Origin of the sequence: Acinetobacter suaedae (assembly GCF_008630915.1) — a bacterium.
Taxonomy (GTDB): domain Bacteria; phylum Pseudomonadota; class Gammaproteobacteria; order Pseudomonadales; family Moraxellaceae; genus Acinetobacter; species Acinetobacter suaedae.
Genome location: NZ_CP043909.1, coordinates 1,537,154 through 1,554,205, shown reverse-complemented (window position 1 = coordinate 1,554,205; position 17,052 = coordinate 1,537,154). Strand labels below are relative to the sequence as shown.

Sequence of the window (17,052 nt, the reverse complement as noted above, 5' to 3'; positions counted from 1 at the left end):
AGAATGTTTCATCGTGTAAGCTTCTTTTAAAAGTAAATAAAGATCTGTTCAGTCACGATAGTTATTTGACAATTCAATTAATTTTGTCATAATAACTTCACAAACAAGTGATAAATTAGCTTAAATTCAGAGCAATGTAGCTTTGAATAGAATATGCGGTAATCATAATTAAAATAAGGAGTTATATATGATTCAACATTTTACACAACATGAACTAGAGCATGTGTATGCAAATGCGGTAAATACAATTCAATCGCAAAAAAACTTTCAAGACGCTGTAAAAGATCTTGAACAAGTTGCACAAGCAGGTCACGGTAAAGCAGCTTTATTTCTAGCAGAATTGTACTATCAAGGTTTTCGAGTAGAGCGAGACTCTTTGAAAGCCCAATACTGGCAAAAGATGGCAACCCTACAAGCATAAAGAAACGTCACTTAGGTGGCGTTTTTTTATGCCTGATTATTTATAATACATTTTTCAAATAGAGACTACGCACTTCGTTTGTCTTGCGCTACACCAAAGCTACAATCGCTTTGCTTCGCTCAGGTGGCGTTTTTTTATGCCTGATTATTTATAATACATTTTTCAAATAGAGACTACGCACTTCGTTTGTCTTATGTTATCAAAGTTCTAGTTACTTCCCCTCCATAAGGTTTGCATCACCTAGAATATTTGCTTACGATTTTGATGAACAGTTTAAACATAAATGCCATCTAGATTTCTTATAATAAAACATAAGTTTAAATAAGCTCAGTTTAACAACATGTATCGGTTCAATCATTTCAAACCAGTATCGCGAGAGTTGATGATTAAGATATCAATTCTAAAAACAATGATGTATTGCGGAGCACTTTGGGGTCTTTATCACGATGGTTGGGCAATTAAGTCTGATCAAAATGGACATGTATTTCCTTTCTGGCTCAATGGTGTGCAGGCACATCGTTATGCCCAATCAAATTGGAAACATTATAAACCTCGTAAGATCACATCGAAGGACTTCCATGAGTCCTTACTTCCATTACTTACACGTTTGCAAGTAGAGCCTGCTCTATTTAATTCATCACATTGCAAATTTAAACTCTCTACACAGCAGATGCAGCACTTTTTCTTTATGCATCATCAAACAGCTATTGCTGTTTAGATCAAATTAAGGATACTAAGGTGTACTTTTATTCCAAATATGCTCAAAAAGTCACCACTGAACTGCAATAAGGGCTTTGCAATTAAAAAAAATACCGTTAAGTTAAATGAAAACGACAATACAACATAGGTGGATAAACAATGACAATCGTTGCTCAAGTCATCAAAAATAAAGCTGAACAATCTATTTTTACAATCTCACCAAATTCGACTGTACTTGAAGCAATTAAAATTATGGCCGACAAAGGCGTTGGTGCTTTAGTCGTTGCAGAAGATGAAAAAGTCATTGGAATTTTTTCTGAACGTGACTATACCCGTAAGATTGCTTTGATGGAGCGTTCATCAAATAGTACGTTGGTTGCGGATATTATGACCTCTAAAGTCATCACCGTAAGTTTAAACAACACAGTTGAAGAGTGTTTACAGCTGATGACTGATCGCCATTTACGTCATTTACCAGTATTAGAAAATGACAAGCTGGTTGGTTTTATTTCAATTGGCGATTTAGTTAAAGCCGCAATGGAAGATCAACGTATTTTGATTGAACAGCTACAACAATATATTTCAGGTTAAATCCCTAAATCAGAAAAAAGGGCAATTTTATATTGCCCTTTTTTATAGAAATAAAACTTATGCTGTCAGGAAATTACGAATAGCAGGAACCAAACGTTGTAATAATTCATCTGCTTGTACTTGAGTCATATTCAATGGTGGTAATAAACGCACCACAGATCCCGCAGTTACATTAATAATCAATTTATACTCGTCACGTGCAATTGCGACTAGCTCAGCACAATCTTTCGGTAATTGAATGCCAATCATCATACCAAAACCACGTACTTGGACATTATTTTCAGCGAGTTGAGCTCTTAATTGATCAACGATATACGCCCCAACCGTAGCTGCATTCTCTACCGCATTTTCTTGTTGAATCGTATCAATTACAGTATAAACCACACGTGAACCCAATACAGTTCCACCATAAGTAGAACCGTGACTGCCCGCACCCAGCAATCCAACTGCTTTCCCTTGTGTCATCACTGCACCGACTGGAAATCCATTACCTAAACCTTTGGCAGTTGTCATCACATCAGGAATAATATTGGTGTGTTGATAAGCAAAATACTTACCAGTACGACCATTCCCAGTTTGAATCTCATCAAGCATCATGAGCCAATTATGTTGATTACACAACGCACGTACTTCTTCGAGATAACTAAAGCCTTGTGGTGCAGTATTGACACCACCCTCACCTTGAATTGGCTCAATCAAGATTGCAACAATATCTGGATGATGAATCGCTGCTTCTTGAATCGCTTCAATATCCCCAAAAGGCACACGAACAAAACCATCGACTAATGGAGCAAAACCTTCCTGAACTTTCTTATTACCTGTCGCAGACAAAGTTGCCAATGTACGTCCATGGAAAGACTGCTCAGCTACGATAATTTTAGGATTTGAAATACCTTGTTGTGCCCCAAACTTACGTGCAATTTTAATTGCACCCTCATTTGACTCGGCACCACTGTTCGAAAAGAAAATTTCTTCCATTCCAGAGACTTCAGCAAGTTTCTGCGCTGCTGCAGTTTGCCAAGGGATTTCAAATAAATTACTAGTGTGCACTAATGTTGCAGCTTGTTCTGCTATAGCAGATGCAATGACTGGATGTGCATGCCCCAAACCACATACTGCGATTCCTGTCAAAGCATCGAGATATTCGGTACCATCTGCTGTATATAAATACGCCCCTCGTCCTCGCACAAAACTGATCGCTTGGCGACCATAGGTTGCCATAAGATGAGACGGTTGATCAGGTTGCACAGGAGCAAGAGTAATATTTGTCATAACAAACTCAATCTATCAGTAGTTGTGTTGAAAAAAGTTATATAAGCAAAAACTTGCCTAGATTGAAAGCATAAACTCACATTTATACAAGAAAAATCTTGGGCAATGCTCGGCGAAGCGATTTTTTTAGGTATATAATGTCCGAAGTTTAGTTGAGGATCTATCTAATGACGGAACAAGCGCGTGATACAGTAGCGTTAATTCGTGATCAAATTGCGAAACACCCTGTTTTACTTTACATGAAAGGCACTCCACAATTCCCGCAATGTGGTTTTTCTGCTCGCGCAGTAGAAGCACTTAGCCAAATTGGTCGTCCATTTGCCTATGTAAATATTTTGGAAAATCAAGATATTCGTGCAACTTTACCACAAATTGCGAACTGGCCAACTTTCCCACAATTATGGATCAATGGCGAGTTAATTGGTGGTAGCGATATCATGCTTGAAATGTTCCAAAATGGCGAATTAAAGCCATTAGTTGAACAGTATAGCCCAGCGCCTGAAGCATAAGCTATCAAGCAAAAAGCCAATCATATGATTGGCTTTTTTATTGGAAATTGAGAATAGAAAGTCTTACTCTTTACTAAACCCGATATAACGAAACATCCCTTCCACGCCCAAATCTGCTTTAAAAATCTGTATATTTAAGTATTTTGCCTGAGTCACTGTTGCATAGATGTTCATATTGGGATCATCGTGAATTTCATCCACTGATTGAGACAAAGCTGCTTCAAAACGATCAGCAATGAACTCAAACCCTAAATCCATTGCCATAAACAAAGTATGTTCACATGGTTGTATATATTGCTCTTGCGTCCAATCTAAAACTGCTTGGTCACAATAAGGACAGCTAATATTCGCACTAGCATCAGATACTTCAAAGAGTTGATAAGTCATATTTATCGATCATAAAAATTTTCTGAATTATAAAGGACTTTTTACTTCACAAAAAATATCGAATACGCTCTTATTTTTGCAACGACAAATCTATAAAATATCGAATGTTGCAGAAATGGAATTGAATAATGCTAACCGATTTAGATGATTTTTACTGTTTTGCGCTAGTCGTTGAACATGGTGGGTTTAGTGCGGCTGAACGCGCAACTGATATTCCAAAATCAAAACTCAGTCGGCGCGTTTACAACCTCGAAGAGCAACTCGGTGTACGTCTAATTCAGCGTAGTTCTCGACATTTTGCAGTTACAGATATTGGTATGGATGTCTATCGTCATGCACAGGTCATGATGAATGCTGCACAAGCTGCACATGATGTAGTCAACCATTTAAGCAGTGAGCCCAGAGGTGTAATTAAAGTCAGTGTGCCCGTAGACATAGCTCAAAATCAAATGGCCAAAATCCTACCAACCTTTTTAAAAAGATACCCTGAAGTACGAGTACAAATGTTGGTTAGTAATCGGCGAGTTGATGTGATTAATGAAGGAATTGATCTCGCGCTACGTGTCCGCTCAAAACTTGATGAAGATCCAAACTTGGTCTTAAGACAATTTGAAACGATCGAACAACGTCTTTTTGCAAGTCAAGCTTATTTAAACGAGTTTGGCCATGTAACTGCTCCCGAACAACTCACAGAACACCGTATCATTAGCATGTCTGAAGATCATCTTGATCAACAGTTTTTACTATCGGGACCGAATAATATTCAAAAGAAAATTAAAGTAAATCCCGTCATTATGGGCTCAAACTTATTAATGCTGACTGAGTTGGCCAGCCAAAACTGTGGTATTGCATTATTACCGGATAGCATTGCCCAAGACTTTGTCGAATCTGGACAACTTGTCAGAGTACTACCAGAATGGACCGCACCCCACGGTATTTTCCATGCCGTTTATCCTTCACGTCGGGGTTTGCTTCCTGCAGTACGTGTTTTTATTGATTATTTAGTAGAAGAATTAGCTCAGTGTGCAACAAAAAAGGTTCTGTCTTAAACCGAACCTTTTTTGTTTATTTAACAATCGAATAAATATTAAACAGGCGGATAATTTCCTGTTCCATTTGGCCATGGAGTGAGTAGCTCAAAACCGTCATCAGTCACTGCAACCATGTGTTCCCATTGTGCAGATAAAGATTTATCTTGTGTGATAACAGTCCAACCATCGTTTAATTCTTTCACAAAAGGTTTTCCTGCATTTACCATCGGCTCAATAGTAAATACCATTCCTTTCTTTAACACCATACCCTGGCCTTTTTGCCCATAATGCAAAATATTTGGCTGCTCATGATAAACACGTCCGATACCATGCCCACAATACTCACGAACGATGCTATAACCCTCTCGATGAGCCACAGATTGAATCGCGTAACCAATATCCCCTAAAGTCGCACCTGGTTTGACTGTATGAATACCAGCTAACATTGCTTCATAGGTGGTTTCAACTAGTTTTTTAGCTGCTGGACTTGGCTCACCCACAAAATACATACGACTTGTATCACCAAAATATCCATCTTTAATCACTGCAACATCGATATTTAAAATATCACCATCCTGTAGAATCTTCTTTGCAGAAGGAATCGCATGACAGACTTCTTCATTAACAGAAATACAAGTGGTTTTGGTAAAGCCATGATAGCCCACATTTGCAGGGACAACCTGTAATGTATTTACGATGTAATCATTACAGATATCATCTAAATACTCCGTTGAAACGCCGGGTTTAATATAAGGTCCGATCATTTCTAATACTTGTGCCGCCAAACGCCCCGAGATACGTAGTTTCTCGATATCTTGTTCTGTCTTAATGGTCACAGTAGAAGCTCTCATTCGAGATATTCCTTATAAAAAACAATTTCAGTTCAGAAATGTAGCAAAAAAAGCCACAATTAAGTATGCGTTGTAGTTTTACGCTTCAAAAGAAAAATCTTCAATCATTTTATGACGAAAATAACACTTTTATTTTACATTTAATTTCAATGACAATTATAGAGAAAAACAATAACCTATTAAATCTGCTGCACTTTTAAACACTTATCGACAATTCAAATCCAACAAAATCATATTTTGATTTTTATGCGTTCTTTTTAGTCAAAAATAAACCAGTTTTCACATAAAATTGGTTTCAATTGATCATCTTTCTGTTCTAAAATCCGCACTTTTATTAAATCATCCCGCTTTTATGAATCAACTCCGTACAGGAGATATTATTGCCTTAGGTTTTATGACCTTTGCACTGTTTATTGGTGCTGGTAATATTATTTTTCCACCAATTGTTGCTCAACAAGCTGGTGAACATGTATGGCTAGCTGCTTTTGGATTTTTAATCACCGCAGTAGGTCTACCTGTTATCACAATTATGGCTTTGTCTCGCATGCAAGGCTCAATTGAAATCATCAGCTCTCCCTTAGGACGTTTTTCGAGTTTACTTCTCACGATCGTCTGTTACCTAACAGTAGGACCATTGTTTGCTACGCCACGCACGGCGACCGTTTCTTATGAGATTGGCTTTGCACCTTATTTTGGAACATCAAGCAGTAGTCTTTTCATCTACAGTATCATTTATTTTGTTTTTGTCATGGCTGTGTCTTTGTACCCAAACAAACTCTTAGATACTGTCGGCCATGTACTTGCGCCATTAAAAATCATTGCCCTAGCCATCTTAGGTATTGCAGCATTTGCGATCCCAACAGGAATGATCTCTCCCCCGATCAACAACTATATTGCAAGCCCAATATCAGAAGGTTTTGTAAGTGGTTATCTAACCATGGATACCTTAGGTGCACTTGTATTTGGTATTGTGATCATTCAAGCAATTCATTCACGTGGAGTCACTGATTCTAAACTTATTACTAAATACGCCATCATTGCGAGTTTAATTGCAGGTCTTGGCTTAACTCTGGTTTATATCAGCTTATTTAAACTTGGTTTAGGTAGCCATGAGGTTGCAGCCAATGCAGACAATGGCGCAATCATCTTGCATGCTTACGTCCAACATGCATTTGGTGATTATGGTTCTTATTTTCTCACTGGTTTAATTTTCTTAGCCTGTATGGTCACTGCTATTGGTTTGACCTGTGCATGTGCCGAATACTTCACTGAGTTAACAGGTTTACCATATAAGTTATTGGTCTTCATTCTCACAGGCTTGTCTTTATTAATTTCAAATCTTGGTCTAACCAAATTGATTGCTTTCTCTGTTCCAGTGTTAAGTGCAATTTACCCACCTGCAATTGTGGTCATCATGCTGAGTTTCTTCTGGAAATATTGGAAAAAGCCTTCTCTTGTTGTTGGCTCAGTAACAGCGATTGCTTTCTTTTTTGGAATTATTGAGGCCATAAAAGCTGCAGGTTTTGAAACATATTTACCTACTTTTATCGAGCAATTACCATTAAATGAACAAAATCTTGCATGGTTACTTCCATCCTTAATTGTTCTCGTATTTGCAATTGTTATAGATCGAGTGATTACGATCAAAAACTAAAGTGATTTGTCGTTAAAATGATGTTTTACCCAAACATGATTTTAGCTATACAAAAAATGTTCTTTTATCCAATGTCCATTTTTTGTTTACGACAAATCATTTTACTTGAAATAAATTCAAAATGATCAAAGCATGGATTTATACATCACGACCAAACGAATAAGCATTTTCAAACAAGCCTCAAGGATATAAAAACAACCTTTATTTAACAATTAAATAAGCGAAATTCACATAATAAATACCAAAAACTTATATAAATCAATCTAGATATATAGTTTTCATAAAAAAGAATGTATTTAGCTATTGAAAAGTTTAGAGAATCCAAGTACAACTTTAATAATAATTCCGACAAAAACACATGGTTTTGTCATCGCAACAAGGAGGGATGGAGATGTTATCAATACATTTCAACAAGCAAGTCTTCATTAACACTCTGAAGACCAATGACTCAATTATTTATGCTATTACGACATTAGCCCTAATGGCAACGCTCTTATTTCAAGGTGCAATTAAAGGCAATTTAAAACCTGAATATTTTGCTTATGCATTAATTGTTTCACTGGCATTTTGCGTCTGGGCTATTGTAGATCAGAAATTTAGACAATTAAGTCTTGCACGTAAGAAAAATTCTTTAGGAAAAATGGATGAGTGATCATCCATTTTTTTAATTCATAAAACGTAAAACCGTCCCTAATAACAACACACCTGTTGCACCAAGTTCAACCATAATCAAAGCCAACATCATAATTGTCATAGACCAAGCTGGAAGTGTTAAGTGCCCCAATTTATGGGGCTGTTTAAATTGATTGGTCGTATCTTTTAATATTCCATGAATGATATAAGTCACAATTGATATTGTGAAAAAGAATAAATTGGCAATAACACAAAATAAAACTACAGAATCAGCCAAAATCGTAAAATAACTAAGCACTGCAAGTATCAAGCTCGCTGCGGCATACAATAGGCTACTTCGATGGGCAATATCTACATAGTAATGCGCCCTTGCCTGTTCTGTTTGTCTAATTTGGTAGTATTTCCAAACACCTGTAAGCATACCAACCCATAAAAACACCCCACTAAACACAATAGCAATTTGTGTTGCTGCATTTAACACATACATTCCGATATCCCCAATATCAACTTCAGTCCCTTTTGCAGCTATATTACATAAAATTTGACTTTTGAGTCACATTTCAATCGAGTTTCTTTTTAGAACTTGTGTAAAGTAGAATGATGAATCAAAAAGAGTATGTTTGGGATGAAAACATTTGAACCATTTTGGATAAGTTGTAGAGATGGCTATCAACTTGCAGCTCAATTCTATCCTGCTCAACAAAAAAACATCAAAGCTCTACCTATTTTAATTTGCCCAGCAACTGGTATCACCAAAACCTTTTATCATGCCTTTGCAGAATGGCTAAGCCACCAAGGCTATGATGTACTCAGTTTTGATTTTAGGGGGATCGGCGAATCCTTACATGGTGCACTAAAGGATTCTACTGCCAGTATCGATGATTGGGGGATGTTAGATATTCCTGCTGCAATTGAAACATTATTAAACCGCACGCTTGCAAAACAAGTCATTATTATTGGACACAGTGCTGGTGGTCAATTACTAGGAATAGCACCAAACTATCACAAAGTTGCTAAAGTATTGGCAATTGCAGGTTCTACTGGACATATAAAAGGCTTAAAAGGCAAAACTAAATTACTTGCACCAGTAATGTTTAATGTAATTTTCCCTCTTTCGAGTCTATTAAAAGGATATGGAGCCACTCAGTTTATTGGCATGGGCGAAAATCTACCTAAAAATGTTGCTAAACAATGGGCTGAATTTTGTAGTAAGCCAGGCTATGTAATGAATGCAATTGGAAAAAGTATTTTTGAAGATTATCACCAAGAAATTCAATGCCCTATAACCTCATTTTGGGCAAGTGATGATGAGATTGCAACTCATGCCAATGTCAAAGATTTACTTCGTTTATATCCAAACGCAAAAACTAAACTCATTGAATTAAACCCAAGACAACATGGTTATAAGCAAATCGGGCATATGCTAATGTTCAAAAAAACACATCAAAAACTATGGCCAATTATCGAAAATGAATTACATATCTAACCACTATTATCAACTTCTCATATAAGTTTCTCTGTTTACGCATCTAAATTTGTAATCCTATTTAGATGCGTCTTTTTAACTCATTTAAGTCCATAAATGAGACAATATTAGTTAGCCACTCTTATAAAAAATAAAAACAAATTAGAAAAACTTAATATATTTTTTATCGATCTTGTCTTTTTTAGCTTATAGATCAAAAAATGTGACAAAGAATGTACTTATTCCAGCGTTTTACAAATTTTTATCAACTGTTTTTTTAACCAGCTGATCAATCCAAAATTCTGTATTAATTAGTTTTTTGACTATTATTTTTTTATTAAATATATTAATTTTATATTTTTATGACATTTTAGACAGAATTTTTTATAAAAAAGTCACGTCAAAATGCGTATTTTTTTTCTACAATGTGATTATTCTACAAATGAGCAGAAATGCGAAGTCGTTGGAATATCGTTGGATATAATTGTTTAGGTGAATTCATGGTTCATTACAATTTTATGTGAATTTTGTGATAATTACCAAAGACAATTCGAAAGATAATGAGATGATTATCTTTAAATAGATTGGCTATCAACGACATGCTATAAACCTTGTGTTTTTAGCAATGAGATTGTAGACATTTCATGGAATCTAAGCGTTAAACTGCTATACCGCTCTTCATAAAGCATGGGGGAAAAAGGGAAATGACAAAGAAATATGCGCGTTTTTTACCTACAGCCGATTCATTTAAGTTAGAAGATTTTCCTTACTATTGGGTATCTCAAGTAAATGCTCAGTACGTACAAAACATTGATAACGTACTAAAAAAATATGGCTTAGACAATTCACGTCGTCGTATTCTAATCGCATTAGATGTTAAACCTCATGCAAGCGTATCTGAACTATCAGATATGGTCATCTCAAAAATGTCGACAACAACTAAAATTGTTTATCGCCTGAAAGATGAAGGTTATATTGAAACTTACTCATGTAATGAAGATGGACGTATCACTCGTGTTTATCTCACTGACAAAGGTAAAGAAATGATCACTAAAATTAATGATTTAACCTCTGTCATTCTGGAGCAGTCTTTTGATGGCTTAACCCCTCTTCAAATTGAAAAGACTATGGAAATTTTGAAGCATATGTTCAAAAATCTAGCTCGCTAGACGTTTCTGTAGGTTAATAAATAAAGGCTTCGATCATGAAGCCTTTATCATTTATATCACTAGTTCAGTTTTCTTCAATCAAACATATTCAACTGAGGTGTTACCTTTTCTACTTTTATTTTTGGTACATGAGAACACTCAAATTCCTCTATTGGGAATCCACACATAAAATGACCAAGTTCGTTAGGTTGCTTTAAACTTAGCCACTCATTCAAACGATTGTGTGGGATAACAACTACTGACCGTTTAACGTCACCAGGTTCATGAAAATCTTTCATCATCGGATGATCAATCGCATTCATCGTTAACATCGTTGCTGAGCGCACAATTTGATCATTTAATTTTCGTATTTCGTAAAGTGCCGCAATATAAAATGCTTGACCATCTTTTCGACGTACTCCCCAACGCTGTGGTTTACCGTCGATATATTTGCTTTCATAAAACTCAAAAACAGGTATAACACCAAATTTACATTTTGATGCTGATTCAAGAAAACTTGGCTTCTGAAAAATAGTTTCATGCCGTGCGTTATAAGTATGCTTAGCAATATTCGTGTCTTCAGCCCATTTCGGTACAAGTCCAAACAATACTTCTCGCCACTCTAAGCCTAATTCGGATTGAAATAACAAAGGTGTTTTATAACTCGGATAGACTTCATCCACATATTCAAATGGAATTAATGGCAATTTTAGCTGCTTTGCTTGCTCAAGTGTTAAAGGCTTATAGTTAGCACACATATTGATGATTAATTTAAAAAATGCTGTTTAAAAAGGAGGCTTCATCACCTCCTTGTTTTTTTTAATGTTATTTAAATAACTTTTTCAATTTCGCACTTAAACCATGTACAAAACGATGCTTAGCGTTGGCTTTATCACTTGTTAAAAAGTTAATTTGAATCGACTGACGCTGCCCTTCATAAGGAACATACCCATGCCAGCCATTATCGGTTACTTTAAACGCAACCAAAGTTCCTGGACCAGCATTAATTTCCTCAGCATAGTCATCCATATTTTTTTCATCATTTAAAATACGAAGACGGCCTGTAGGCGCTTCCCAAGATTCATTTAAGTAAATCAAAATAGTGAGCAGCTTAGTTTTAGAGTCTGAATGAATACGACCATCTTTTTGACGTGAATAGCCACGTAATGTGATCATCATTGGATGCTCCATCACATCCACATCAAATTTTTCTGTTAAGATTTGACGAAACTCTTTGGTATCAAGAGACTTTAAGAAACGATCAAAATTAGGTTTGATTTCAACATTTTCAATATTATAGCTTCCACCTTGATCAATTTTTGGGAAGTCTTGAATCACTGCCATTACTTCACTATCCACAATAGAATTCTCTACTACAAAATATGGATACGGGGAGGTTGAAACTTGTGCTTGTTGTAAAGCATCTAATTTTAAAATTTGTGACATCGTTAAGTTTCGACTAAATGATCAAATTAAGAGAATTATAGCAAAAATTTGGTTTGCTTTTATATGTTGAAGCTATAAAAACAAAGACCCTTCAAAATTGAAAGGTCTTTGTCAGATTCACGCAACTAATCGAAATTAGTCACCTGTATAACCTTTAAGTTTTAAACGAGCAGCGTGTAACAATGGCTCTGTATAACCAGATGGTTGCTCAGCACCCTTGAAGATCAAGTCAGAAGCAGCTTGGAATGCAATCCCATCAAAGTTCGGTGCCATTGGCGTGTACAATGGATCATTAGCATTTTGTTGATCAACAATCACAGCCATGCGCTTAAGCACTTCTTCAACTTGTTCGCGTGTTACGATACCGTGACGTAACCAGTTAGCAACATGTTGAGAAGAGATACGTAATGTTGCGCGATCTTCCATCAAACCAACGTTGTTGATATCTGGAACTTTCGAACAACCCACACCCAAATCTACCCAACGAACAACATAACCTAAAATACCTTGGCAGTTATTCTCAAGCTCATTATTTAACTCTTCTGCAGTCCAATTTGTTTCAGGTGCAAATGGTGGAGTTAACAAGTCATCAAGCGTCAACATATCTTCTGCAGCCAACTCATCTTGGCGTGCTTTTACATTGATTTGATGATAATGCAACGCATGAAGTACTGCACCCGTTGGAGATGGAACCCATGCACAAGTTGCACCAGCATTTGGATGTGCAGTCTTAGTCGCCAACATATCTTTCATGCTATCTGGTTTTGGCCACATGCCTTTACCAATCTGAGCTTTACCTTGCAAACCACATGCTAAACCAATCGCAACGTTACGGTTTTCATAAGCAGCAATCCATTTCTGAGTCTTAACTGCTTCTTTACGTACAACTGGTGCAGCTTCCATAGAAGTGTGGATTTCATCACCGGTACGGTCCATGAAACCTGTGTTGATGAAGATCGTACGATCCTTAGCAGCAGCGATACAGTTCTTCAAATTCACAGAAGTACGACGTTCTTCATCCATAATACCGATTTTGAGTGTTTTAGCTGGTAAGCCAAGTGCTTGTTCAGCACGCTCAAACAACTCTACTGCAAATGCGACCTCTTCAGGACCATGCATCTTAGGTTTTACGATATACATTGAGCCTTTACGAGAGTTTTTGTTCTCATTTTGACCACGAATATCAACAATACTCAGCAATGGTGTAATCAAAGCATCCATGATGCCTTCAAATACTTCTTCACCTTCTACAAGGATCGCAGGGTTTGTCATTAAGTGACCAACATTACGAAGAAGCATTAATGAGCGACCATGTAGTGTTGTTGTACCACCAATTAGGTTCTGAACAGTGCGGTCTTTATTCAAAGCACGAGTAATGGTTTTACCATTTTTCTCGATTGACTCTTGCAAGTCACCTTTCATCAAGCCTAACCAGTTACGATAACCTTCGACTTTCTCTTCTGCATCAACTGCTGCAACAGAATCTTCTAAATCTTGGATTGTCGTGATTGCCGCTTCTAGTGTTAAATCTTTTACACCAGCCGCATCAGTTTTACCTACTGGGCTATTCGCATCAATATCGATAATAACGTGTAAACCATTATTTAATAAAACGATTTCTGTTGGATTAGCCGCATCACCATTAAAACCAACAAATTGTGCTTCATGTTCTAAGGTGGTGGTTGAACCATCTTTTAAGCTTACAGCTAAACGGTTATGATCAACTGCATATTTTGTTGCATCTGCATGCGAACCTTGCGCCAATGGGAAGGTTTGATTTAAGAAATCTTTTGCAAAAGCAATAACTTTATCGCCACGAACAGGGTTATATCCTTTACCCTTTTCAGCACCATTTTCTTCAGAAATTACATCCGTACCATAAAGTGCATCGTACAATGAACCCCAACGCGCATTTGCAGCATTCAAGCAGTAACGTGCATTACGTACAGGTACCACCAACTGCGGACCAGCTAATAAAGCAATTTCTTCGTCAACATTTTCAGTTGTAACTTTGAAATCTTCTACTTCTGGTACTAAATAACCAATTTCAATTAAGAATGCTTTATATGCATTGATTTCAAATTTATTATTGCGATGCCACTCATCAATTTTCTCTTGAAGCTCTTCACGCTTAGCCAATAATGCTTTGTTCTTTGGACTAAGATCAACAACGACTTGCTCGAAGTTTTTCCAGTAAGTTTCACTATCTAAACCAGAACCTGGTAAAGCTTCATTTTCGATGAAATCGTAAAGTTCTTTAGCAATCGCTAGCTTGCCTTGTTGAATACGTACAGTCATTGTCTTTCCTGATGGTGCTAACTTTTTATAACAAGAAACCTAGTATACCGATTTATACTAGCCTGAATAGTAATATCACATTCCTAAATAGTAAGCATTTTCCCAACATGTAGTATTGACAAAAATTAAATTTCTTGTTTTGGGAAAAGCTTATGTATTATGTCCTTACTGTTTAGTGTTATCACCCTGATTCAAGGTTCAAACCTATCTAGTTATAACAAAATTCAAGCAAGAATAAAGTGTTCTCTACTTAAATTCATAAAAAAAGACATTCCGAAGAATGCCTTTTTTAAATCATGAAGTTTTCGCGATTTGTATTTGTCGATGCTCAGAGTTCAAATAATCATCTGATTGCATTTCTAGTAATCTTGAACGGGTCCGTTCAATTTCAAATGCTAATTTATCACCTTTATATAAATCAATAATTGAATCCTCTGAGGTCAATAACAATTTCACCCCACGATCATAGAACTCATCGACCAAATAAATAAATCGACGCGTCCCTTCAGACAAGAAGTCTGTTAAATGCGGGACGTTACTGACCAACACAGTATTGTATATATTCGCAATTTCGATGAAATCAGCAGGACTACGCGGTTTAAAACATAATTCAGAAAACTCACACCACAATACATCTTCAGTATGACCCAAAGTCTCAACAACACGATTATTAATCATAATTGGAGAGTTTGATTGCACTTGTGTTTGAGTTAAAGCATTAAAACGTTCAGCCATCCAAGCTTGTACATCACTACCAAGTGGATACTTGAATAACTGCGCCTGTTTTAATACACGTAAACGGTAATCAATCCCTGCATCAACGTTTAGAACAACACAATTTTTCTGGACTAATGCGATCGTTGGCAAGAAGCGATCACGATGAATTCCATTTTTATATAACCCTTCAGGTGCAATATTTGAAGTTGCAACTAAAGTAACACCACGTTCAAACAACTTTTGGAACAAGTCACTTATGATCATTGCATCTGTGACATTTGATACAAAGAACTCATCAAAGCAGATCACCACAGCATTTTTGTAGATTTGATCTGCAACTAAATCCAATGGATTACGTTGACCAGAAAGTTTGTTTAACTCTTTATGTACATGTTGCATAAAGTGATGAAAATGCATACGCGTTTTGCGACGGAATGGCACAGACTCATAGAACTGATCCATTAACCATGTCTTTCCACGTCCTACACCACCCCACATATAAACGCCTTTCGGATAGGTTTGGCGACGGAAACGTCGAAACGCCTTCTTCGATGCTTTATAACGAGTGAGTAACTCTTTCCACACGCGATCTAGCTCTTGAACAGCCTGAGCTTGTGCTTCATCAGGCATAAACTGTCCTGACTCAAGTGCTTGAGCATAACGCTCAGCAGGTGATGTTGGAATGTATGCAGTGCTATGCGAGTCTGGCTTAGAATTTAACATAAGGTGTTATTACAATTTTAATTGAGAAAAATTATATCGAACATTGAGTTCAAAGACATTAGATTTTAGGCTTAATTATCATGTAGTTTAAACATCATAATGTTCCATTTTTAATCATTTAATGATTTCGATTGTACTGTCGAGGACTCTGTCCAAACCATCGTTTAAATGCATGATTAAAAGCAGCAGGTTCAGAATAACCTAACATTTCTGCAATCTGCTCAACTGAATATGTACTTGCTTCTATAAATTTTATTGCCTTTTTCTTGATGAGCCTTTCACGGATTTCTTTATAACTGGTCTGCATTTGCTGCAATTGATGCCTTAATGTTCGTTCAGGAATTTTGAGTGCACATGCTGTCTCAGACATGGTTGGTATGACTCCATTTTGTAATTCCAAATAACCTTCTACATACTCAACTATAGTCACATCTAAATGTTCAACCTTCTTCAACAGCTCCAAATCGGATAGGCATTTTTCTTCATAAATGCGATAGGTCAAGATATCCGCAGATGGAATTTTAGTTTCCAAGAGTTGGGTATTTTCCATAATAAATGCGGCTTGCTCACAGCCAAATTCTACATCTACACCATAATAATCTTGGTAGGACCCGATCAATTGTAACTCTTTGGGTCTTTTAAAAGGTAATTCAATCTTTATTTTAGGAATCTCTAATCCCATCATTTTAAAAATATCTTGTAGGAACTTATAGGTTCCAGAGATTTCACACTGTGCTCTTAAATGCCCTAAATGTGTTTCAAGGTCAATCGGCTGGTAAGATAAACGAATCAAATCTTTGCGAATATCTAATTGTAGAGAACCAAACAAATGTGTGAGCTGTTGAAAACGTATACCATTGAGTAAAGCTTTTTCCAATGTATCACTGGTCACTAAAAGCATAAGAAATGGACCATAACCAGCTAAGGCATAATGCTGTCCAATAAACAAACCTTGCTCAGGTGAAACATCTTGACTAATATGCTGCAAAATATCCCACTCGATCTCATCTGCAATGATTGAACTTGGATCTAAAGCATCGGCATGTATTCCCATTTTTGCTAAACGTGCATCCACATCAATACCAATGTGGCGCATGCCTTGAATCAAATACATCAATCCGAGGATAGATCTTTTCATAATTCTAAATCTAATTCTCAAAACTTTAATGTTGTACTATAAAAAAACTAGCAAATGAATTGCCGAAAT

Annotated in this window: 18 protein-coding genes; 9 read left to right on the top strand and 9 right to left on the bottom strand. The window is 36.5% G+C overall.

All coding sequences use genetic code 11. The annotated features are described in order from the left end of the window. Nucleotides 1–187 precede the first annotated feature (187 nt). The 3 genes from F2A31_RS07315 (at nt 188) to F2A31_RS07305 (ending at nt 1,711) form a co-directional block, all read left to right on the top strand. Nucleotides 188–421, top strand: coding sequence for an SEL1-like repeat protein (locus F2A31_RS07315; protein WP_005090384.1), 234 nt, complete (start codon nt 188–190; stop codon nt 419–421). 340 nt (nt 422–761) lie between these two features. Then, nucleotides 762–1,139, top strand: coding sequence for a DUF2750 domain-containing protein (locus tag F2A31_RS07310; protein WP_150025824.1), 378 nt, complete (start codon nt 762–764; stop codon nt 1,137–1,139). 140 nt (nt 1,140–1,279) lie between these two features. Then, nucleotides 1,280–1,711 (top strand): CBS domain-containing protein, encoded by a 432-nt coding sequence (locus F2A31_RS07305; protein ID WP_004639268.1) that lies wholly within the window; start codon nt 1,280–1,282, stop codon nt 1,709–1,711. Nucleotides 1,712–1,768: 57 nt separating this feature from the next. Here the strand turns inward: F2A31_RS07305 and F2A31_RS07300 are convergent, their stop codons facing one another. Next, nucleotides 1,769–2,983, bottom strand: a complete 1,215-nt coding sequence (locus tag F2A31_RS07300; protein WP_150025823.1) for an aspartate aminotransferase family protein — start codon at nt 2,981–2,983, stop codon at nt 1,769–1,771. 167 nt (nt 2,984–3,150) lie between these two features. Between F2A31_RS07300 and grxD the strand changes: the two genes are divergently transcribed. Continuing rightward, entirely contained in the window at nt 3,151–3,492 is a 342-nt protein-coding gene (gene grxD / locus F2A31_RS07295) for a Grx4 family monothiol glutaredoxin (RefSeq protein WP_004639270.1), read from the top strand. 63 nt (nt 3,493–3,555) lie between these two features. On the opposite strand, the gene F2A31_RS07290 is transcribed toward grxD, so the two are convergent. Continuing rightward, nucleotides 3,556–3,879: a hypothetical protein gene (locus F2A31_RS07290; RefSeq protein ID WP_005090380.1), complete on the bottom strand. Its 324-nt coding sequence runs from the start codon at nt 3,877–3,879 to the stop codon at nt 3,556–3,558. 128 nt (nt 3,880–4,007) lie between these two features. Here F2A31_RS07290 and F2A31_RS07285 point away from each other — a divergent pair, with 128 nt between their 5' ends. Then, nucleotides 4,008–4,928, top strand: a complete 921-nt coding sequence (locus tag F2A31_RS07285; protein WP_150025822.1) for a LysR family transcriptional regulator — start codon at nt 4,008–4,010, stop codon at nt 4,926–4,928. Between the two features lie 38 nt (nt 4,929–4,966). Here F2A31_RS07285 and map read toward each other — a convergent pair whose 3' ends face one another. Continuing rightward, nucleotides 4,967–5,761 carry a type I methionyl aminopeptidase gene (map, locus tag F2A31_RS07280; RefSeq protein WP_150025821.1) on the bottom strand — a complete coding sequence of 265 codons (795 nt, stop codon included), beginning with the start codon at nt 5,759–5,761 and terminating at the stop codon, nt 4,967–4,969. 352 nt (nt 5,762–6,113) lie between these two features. On the opposite strand from map, the gene brnQ reads away from it, so the two are divergent. Both brnQ and F2A31_RS07270 read left to right on the top strand, forming a co-directional pair. Beyond that, entirely contained in the window at nt 6,114–7,415 is a 1,302-nt protein-coding gene (gene brnQ, locus F2A31_RS07275; RefSeq protein WP_150025820.1) for a branched-chain amino acid transport system II carrier protein, read from the top strand. A gap of 391 nt (nt 7,416–7,806) precedes the next feature. Continuing rightward, on the top strand, nt 7,807–8,067 hold the full coding sequence (locus F2A31_RS07270; RefSeq protein ID WP_150025819.1) for a hypothetical protein: 261 nt from the start codon (nt 7,807–7,809) through the stop codon (nt 8,065–8,067). A 12-nt stretch (nt 8,068–8,079) separates the two neighbouring features. Here the strand turns inward: F2A31_RS07270 and F2A31_RS07265 are convergent, their stop codons facing one another. Continuing rightward, the gene (locus F2A31_RS07265) at nt 8,080–8,535 is read right to left on the bottom strand and encodes a hypothetical protein (protein ID WP_150025818.1); all 456 of its coding nucleotides are present in this window, start codon (nt 8,533–8,535) and stop codon (nt 8,080–8,082) included. Between the two features lie 138 nt (nt 8,536–8,673). On the opposite strand from F2A31_RS07265, the gene F2A31_RS07260 reads away from it, so the two are divergent. Both F2A31_RS07260 and F2A31_RS07255 read left to right on the top strand, forming a co-directional pair. Further along, complete coding sequence (locus F2A31_RS07260) at nt 8,674–9,534, top strand: alpha/beta hydrolase family protein (protein WP_150025817.1); 861 nt, start codon at nt 8,674–8,676, stop codon at nt 9,532–9,534. A gap of 683 nt (nt 9,535–10,217) precedes the next feature. Continuing rightward, the gene (locus tag F2A31_RS07255; protein ID WP_150025816.1) at nt 10,218–10,682 is read left to right on the top strand and encodes a MarR family winged helix-turn-helix transcriptional regulator; all 465 of its coding nucleotides are present in this window, start codon (nt 10,218–10,220) and stop codon (nt 10,680–10,682) included. A gap of 74 nt (nt 10,683–10,756) precedes the next feature. On the opposite strand, the gene F2A31_RS07250 is transcribed toward F2A31_RS07255, so the two are convergent. From F2A31_RS07250 to F2A31_RS07230, 5 genes are all read right to left on the bottom strand, one after another. Next, on the bottom strand, nt 10,757–11,419 hold the full coding sequence (locus tag F2A31_RS07250) for an SOS response-associated peptidase family protein (protein ID WP_150025815.1): 663 nt from the start codon (nt 11,417–11,419) through the stop codon (nt 10,757–10,759). A 67-nt stretch (nt 11,420–11,486) separates the two neighbouring features. After that, nucleotides 11,487–12,107, bottom strand: a complete 621-nt coding sequence (locus F2A31_RS07245) for a 2OG-Fe(II) oxygenase (protein WP_150025814.1) — start codon at nt 12,105–12,107, stop codon at nt 11,487–11,489. A 135-nt stretch (nt 12,108–12,242) separates the two neighbouring features. Continuing rightward, nucleotides 12,243–14,405: a malate synthase G gene (locus F2A31_RS07240; protein WP_150025813.1), complete on the bottom strand. Its 2,163-nt coding sequence runs from the start codon at nt 14,403–14,405 to the stop codon at nt 12,243–12,245. 294 nt (nt 14,406–14,699) lie between these two features. Then, nucleotides 14,700–15,845, bottom strand: coding sequence for a cell division protein ZapE (zapE, locus tag F2A31_RS07235; RefSeq protein WP_150025812.1), 1,146 nt, complete (start codon nt 15,843–15,845; stop codon nt 14,700–14,702). 118 nt (nt 15,846–15,963) lie between these two features. Next, entirely contained in the window at nt 15,964–16,983 is a 1,020-nt protein-coding gene (locus F2A31_RS07230; protein ID WP_150025811.1) for an AraC family transcriptional regulator, read from the bottom strand. Between the last annotated feature and the right edge of the window lie 69 nt (nt 16,984–17,052).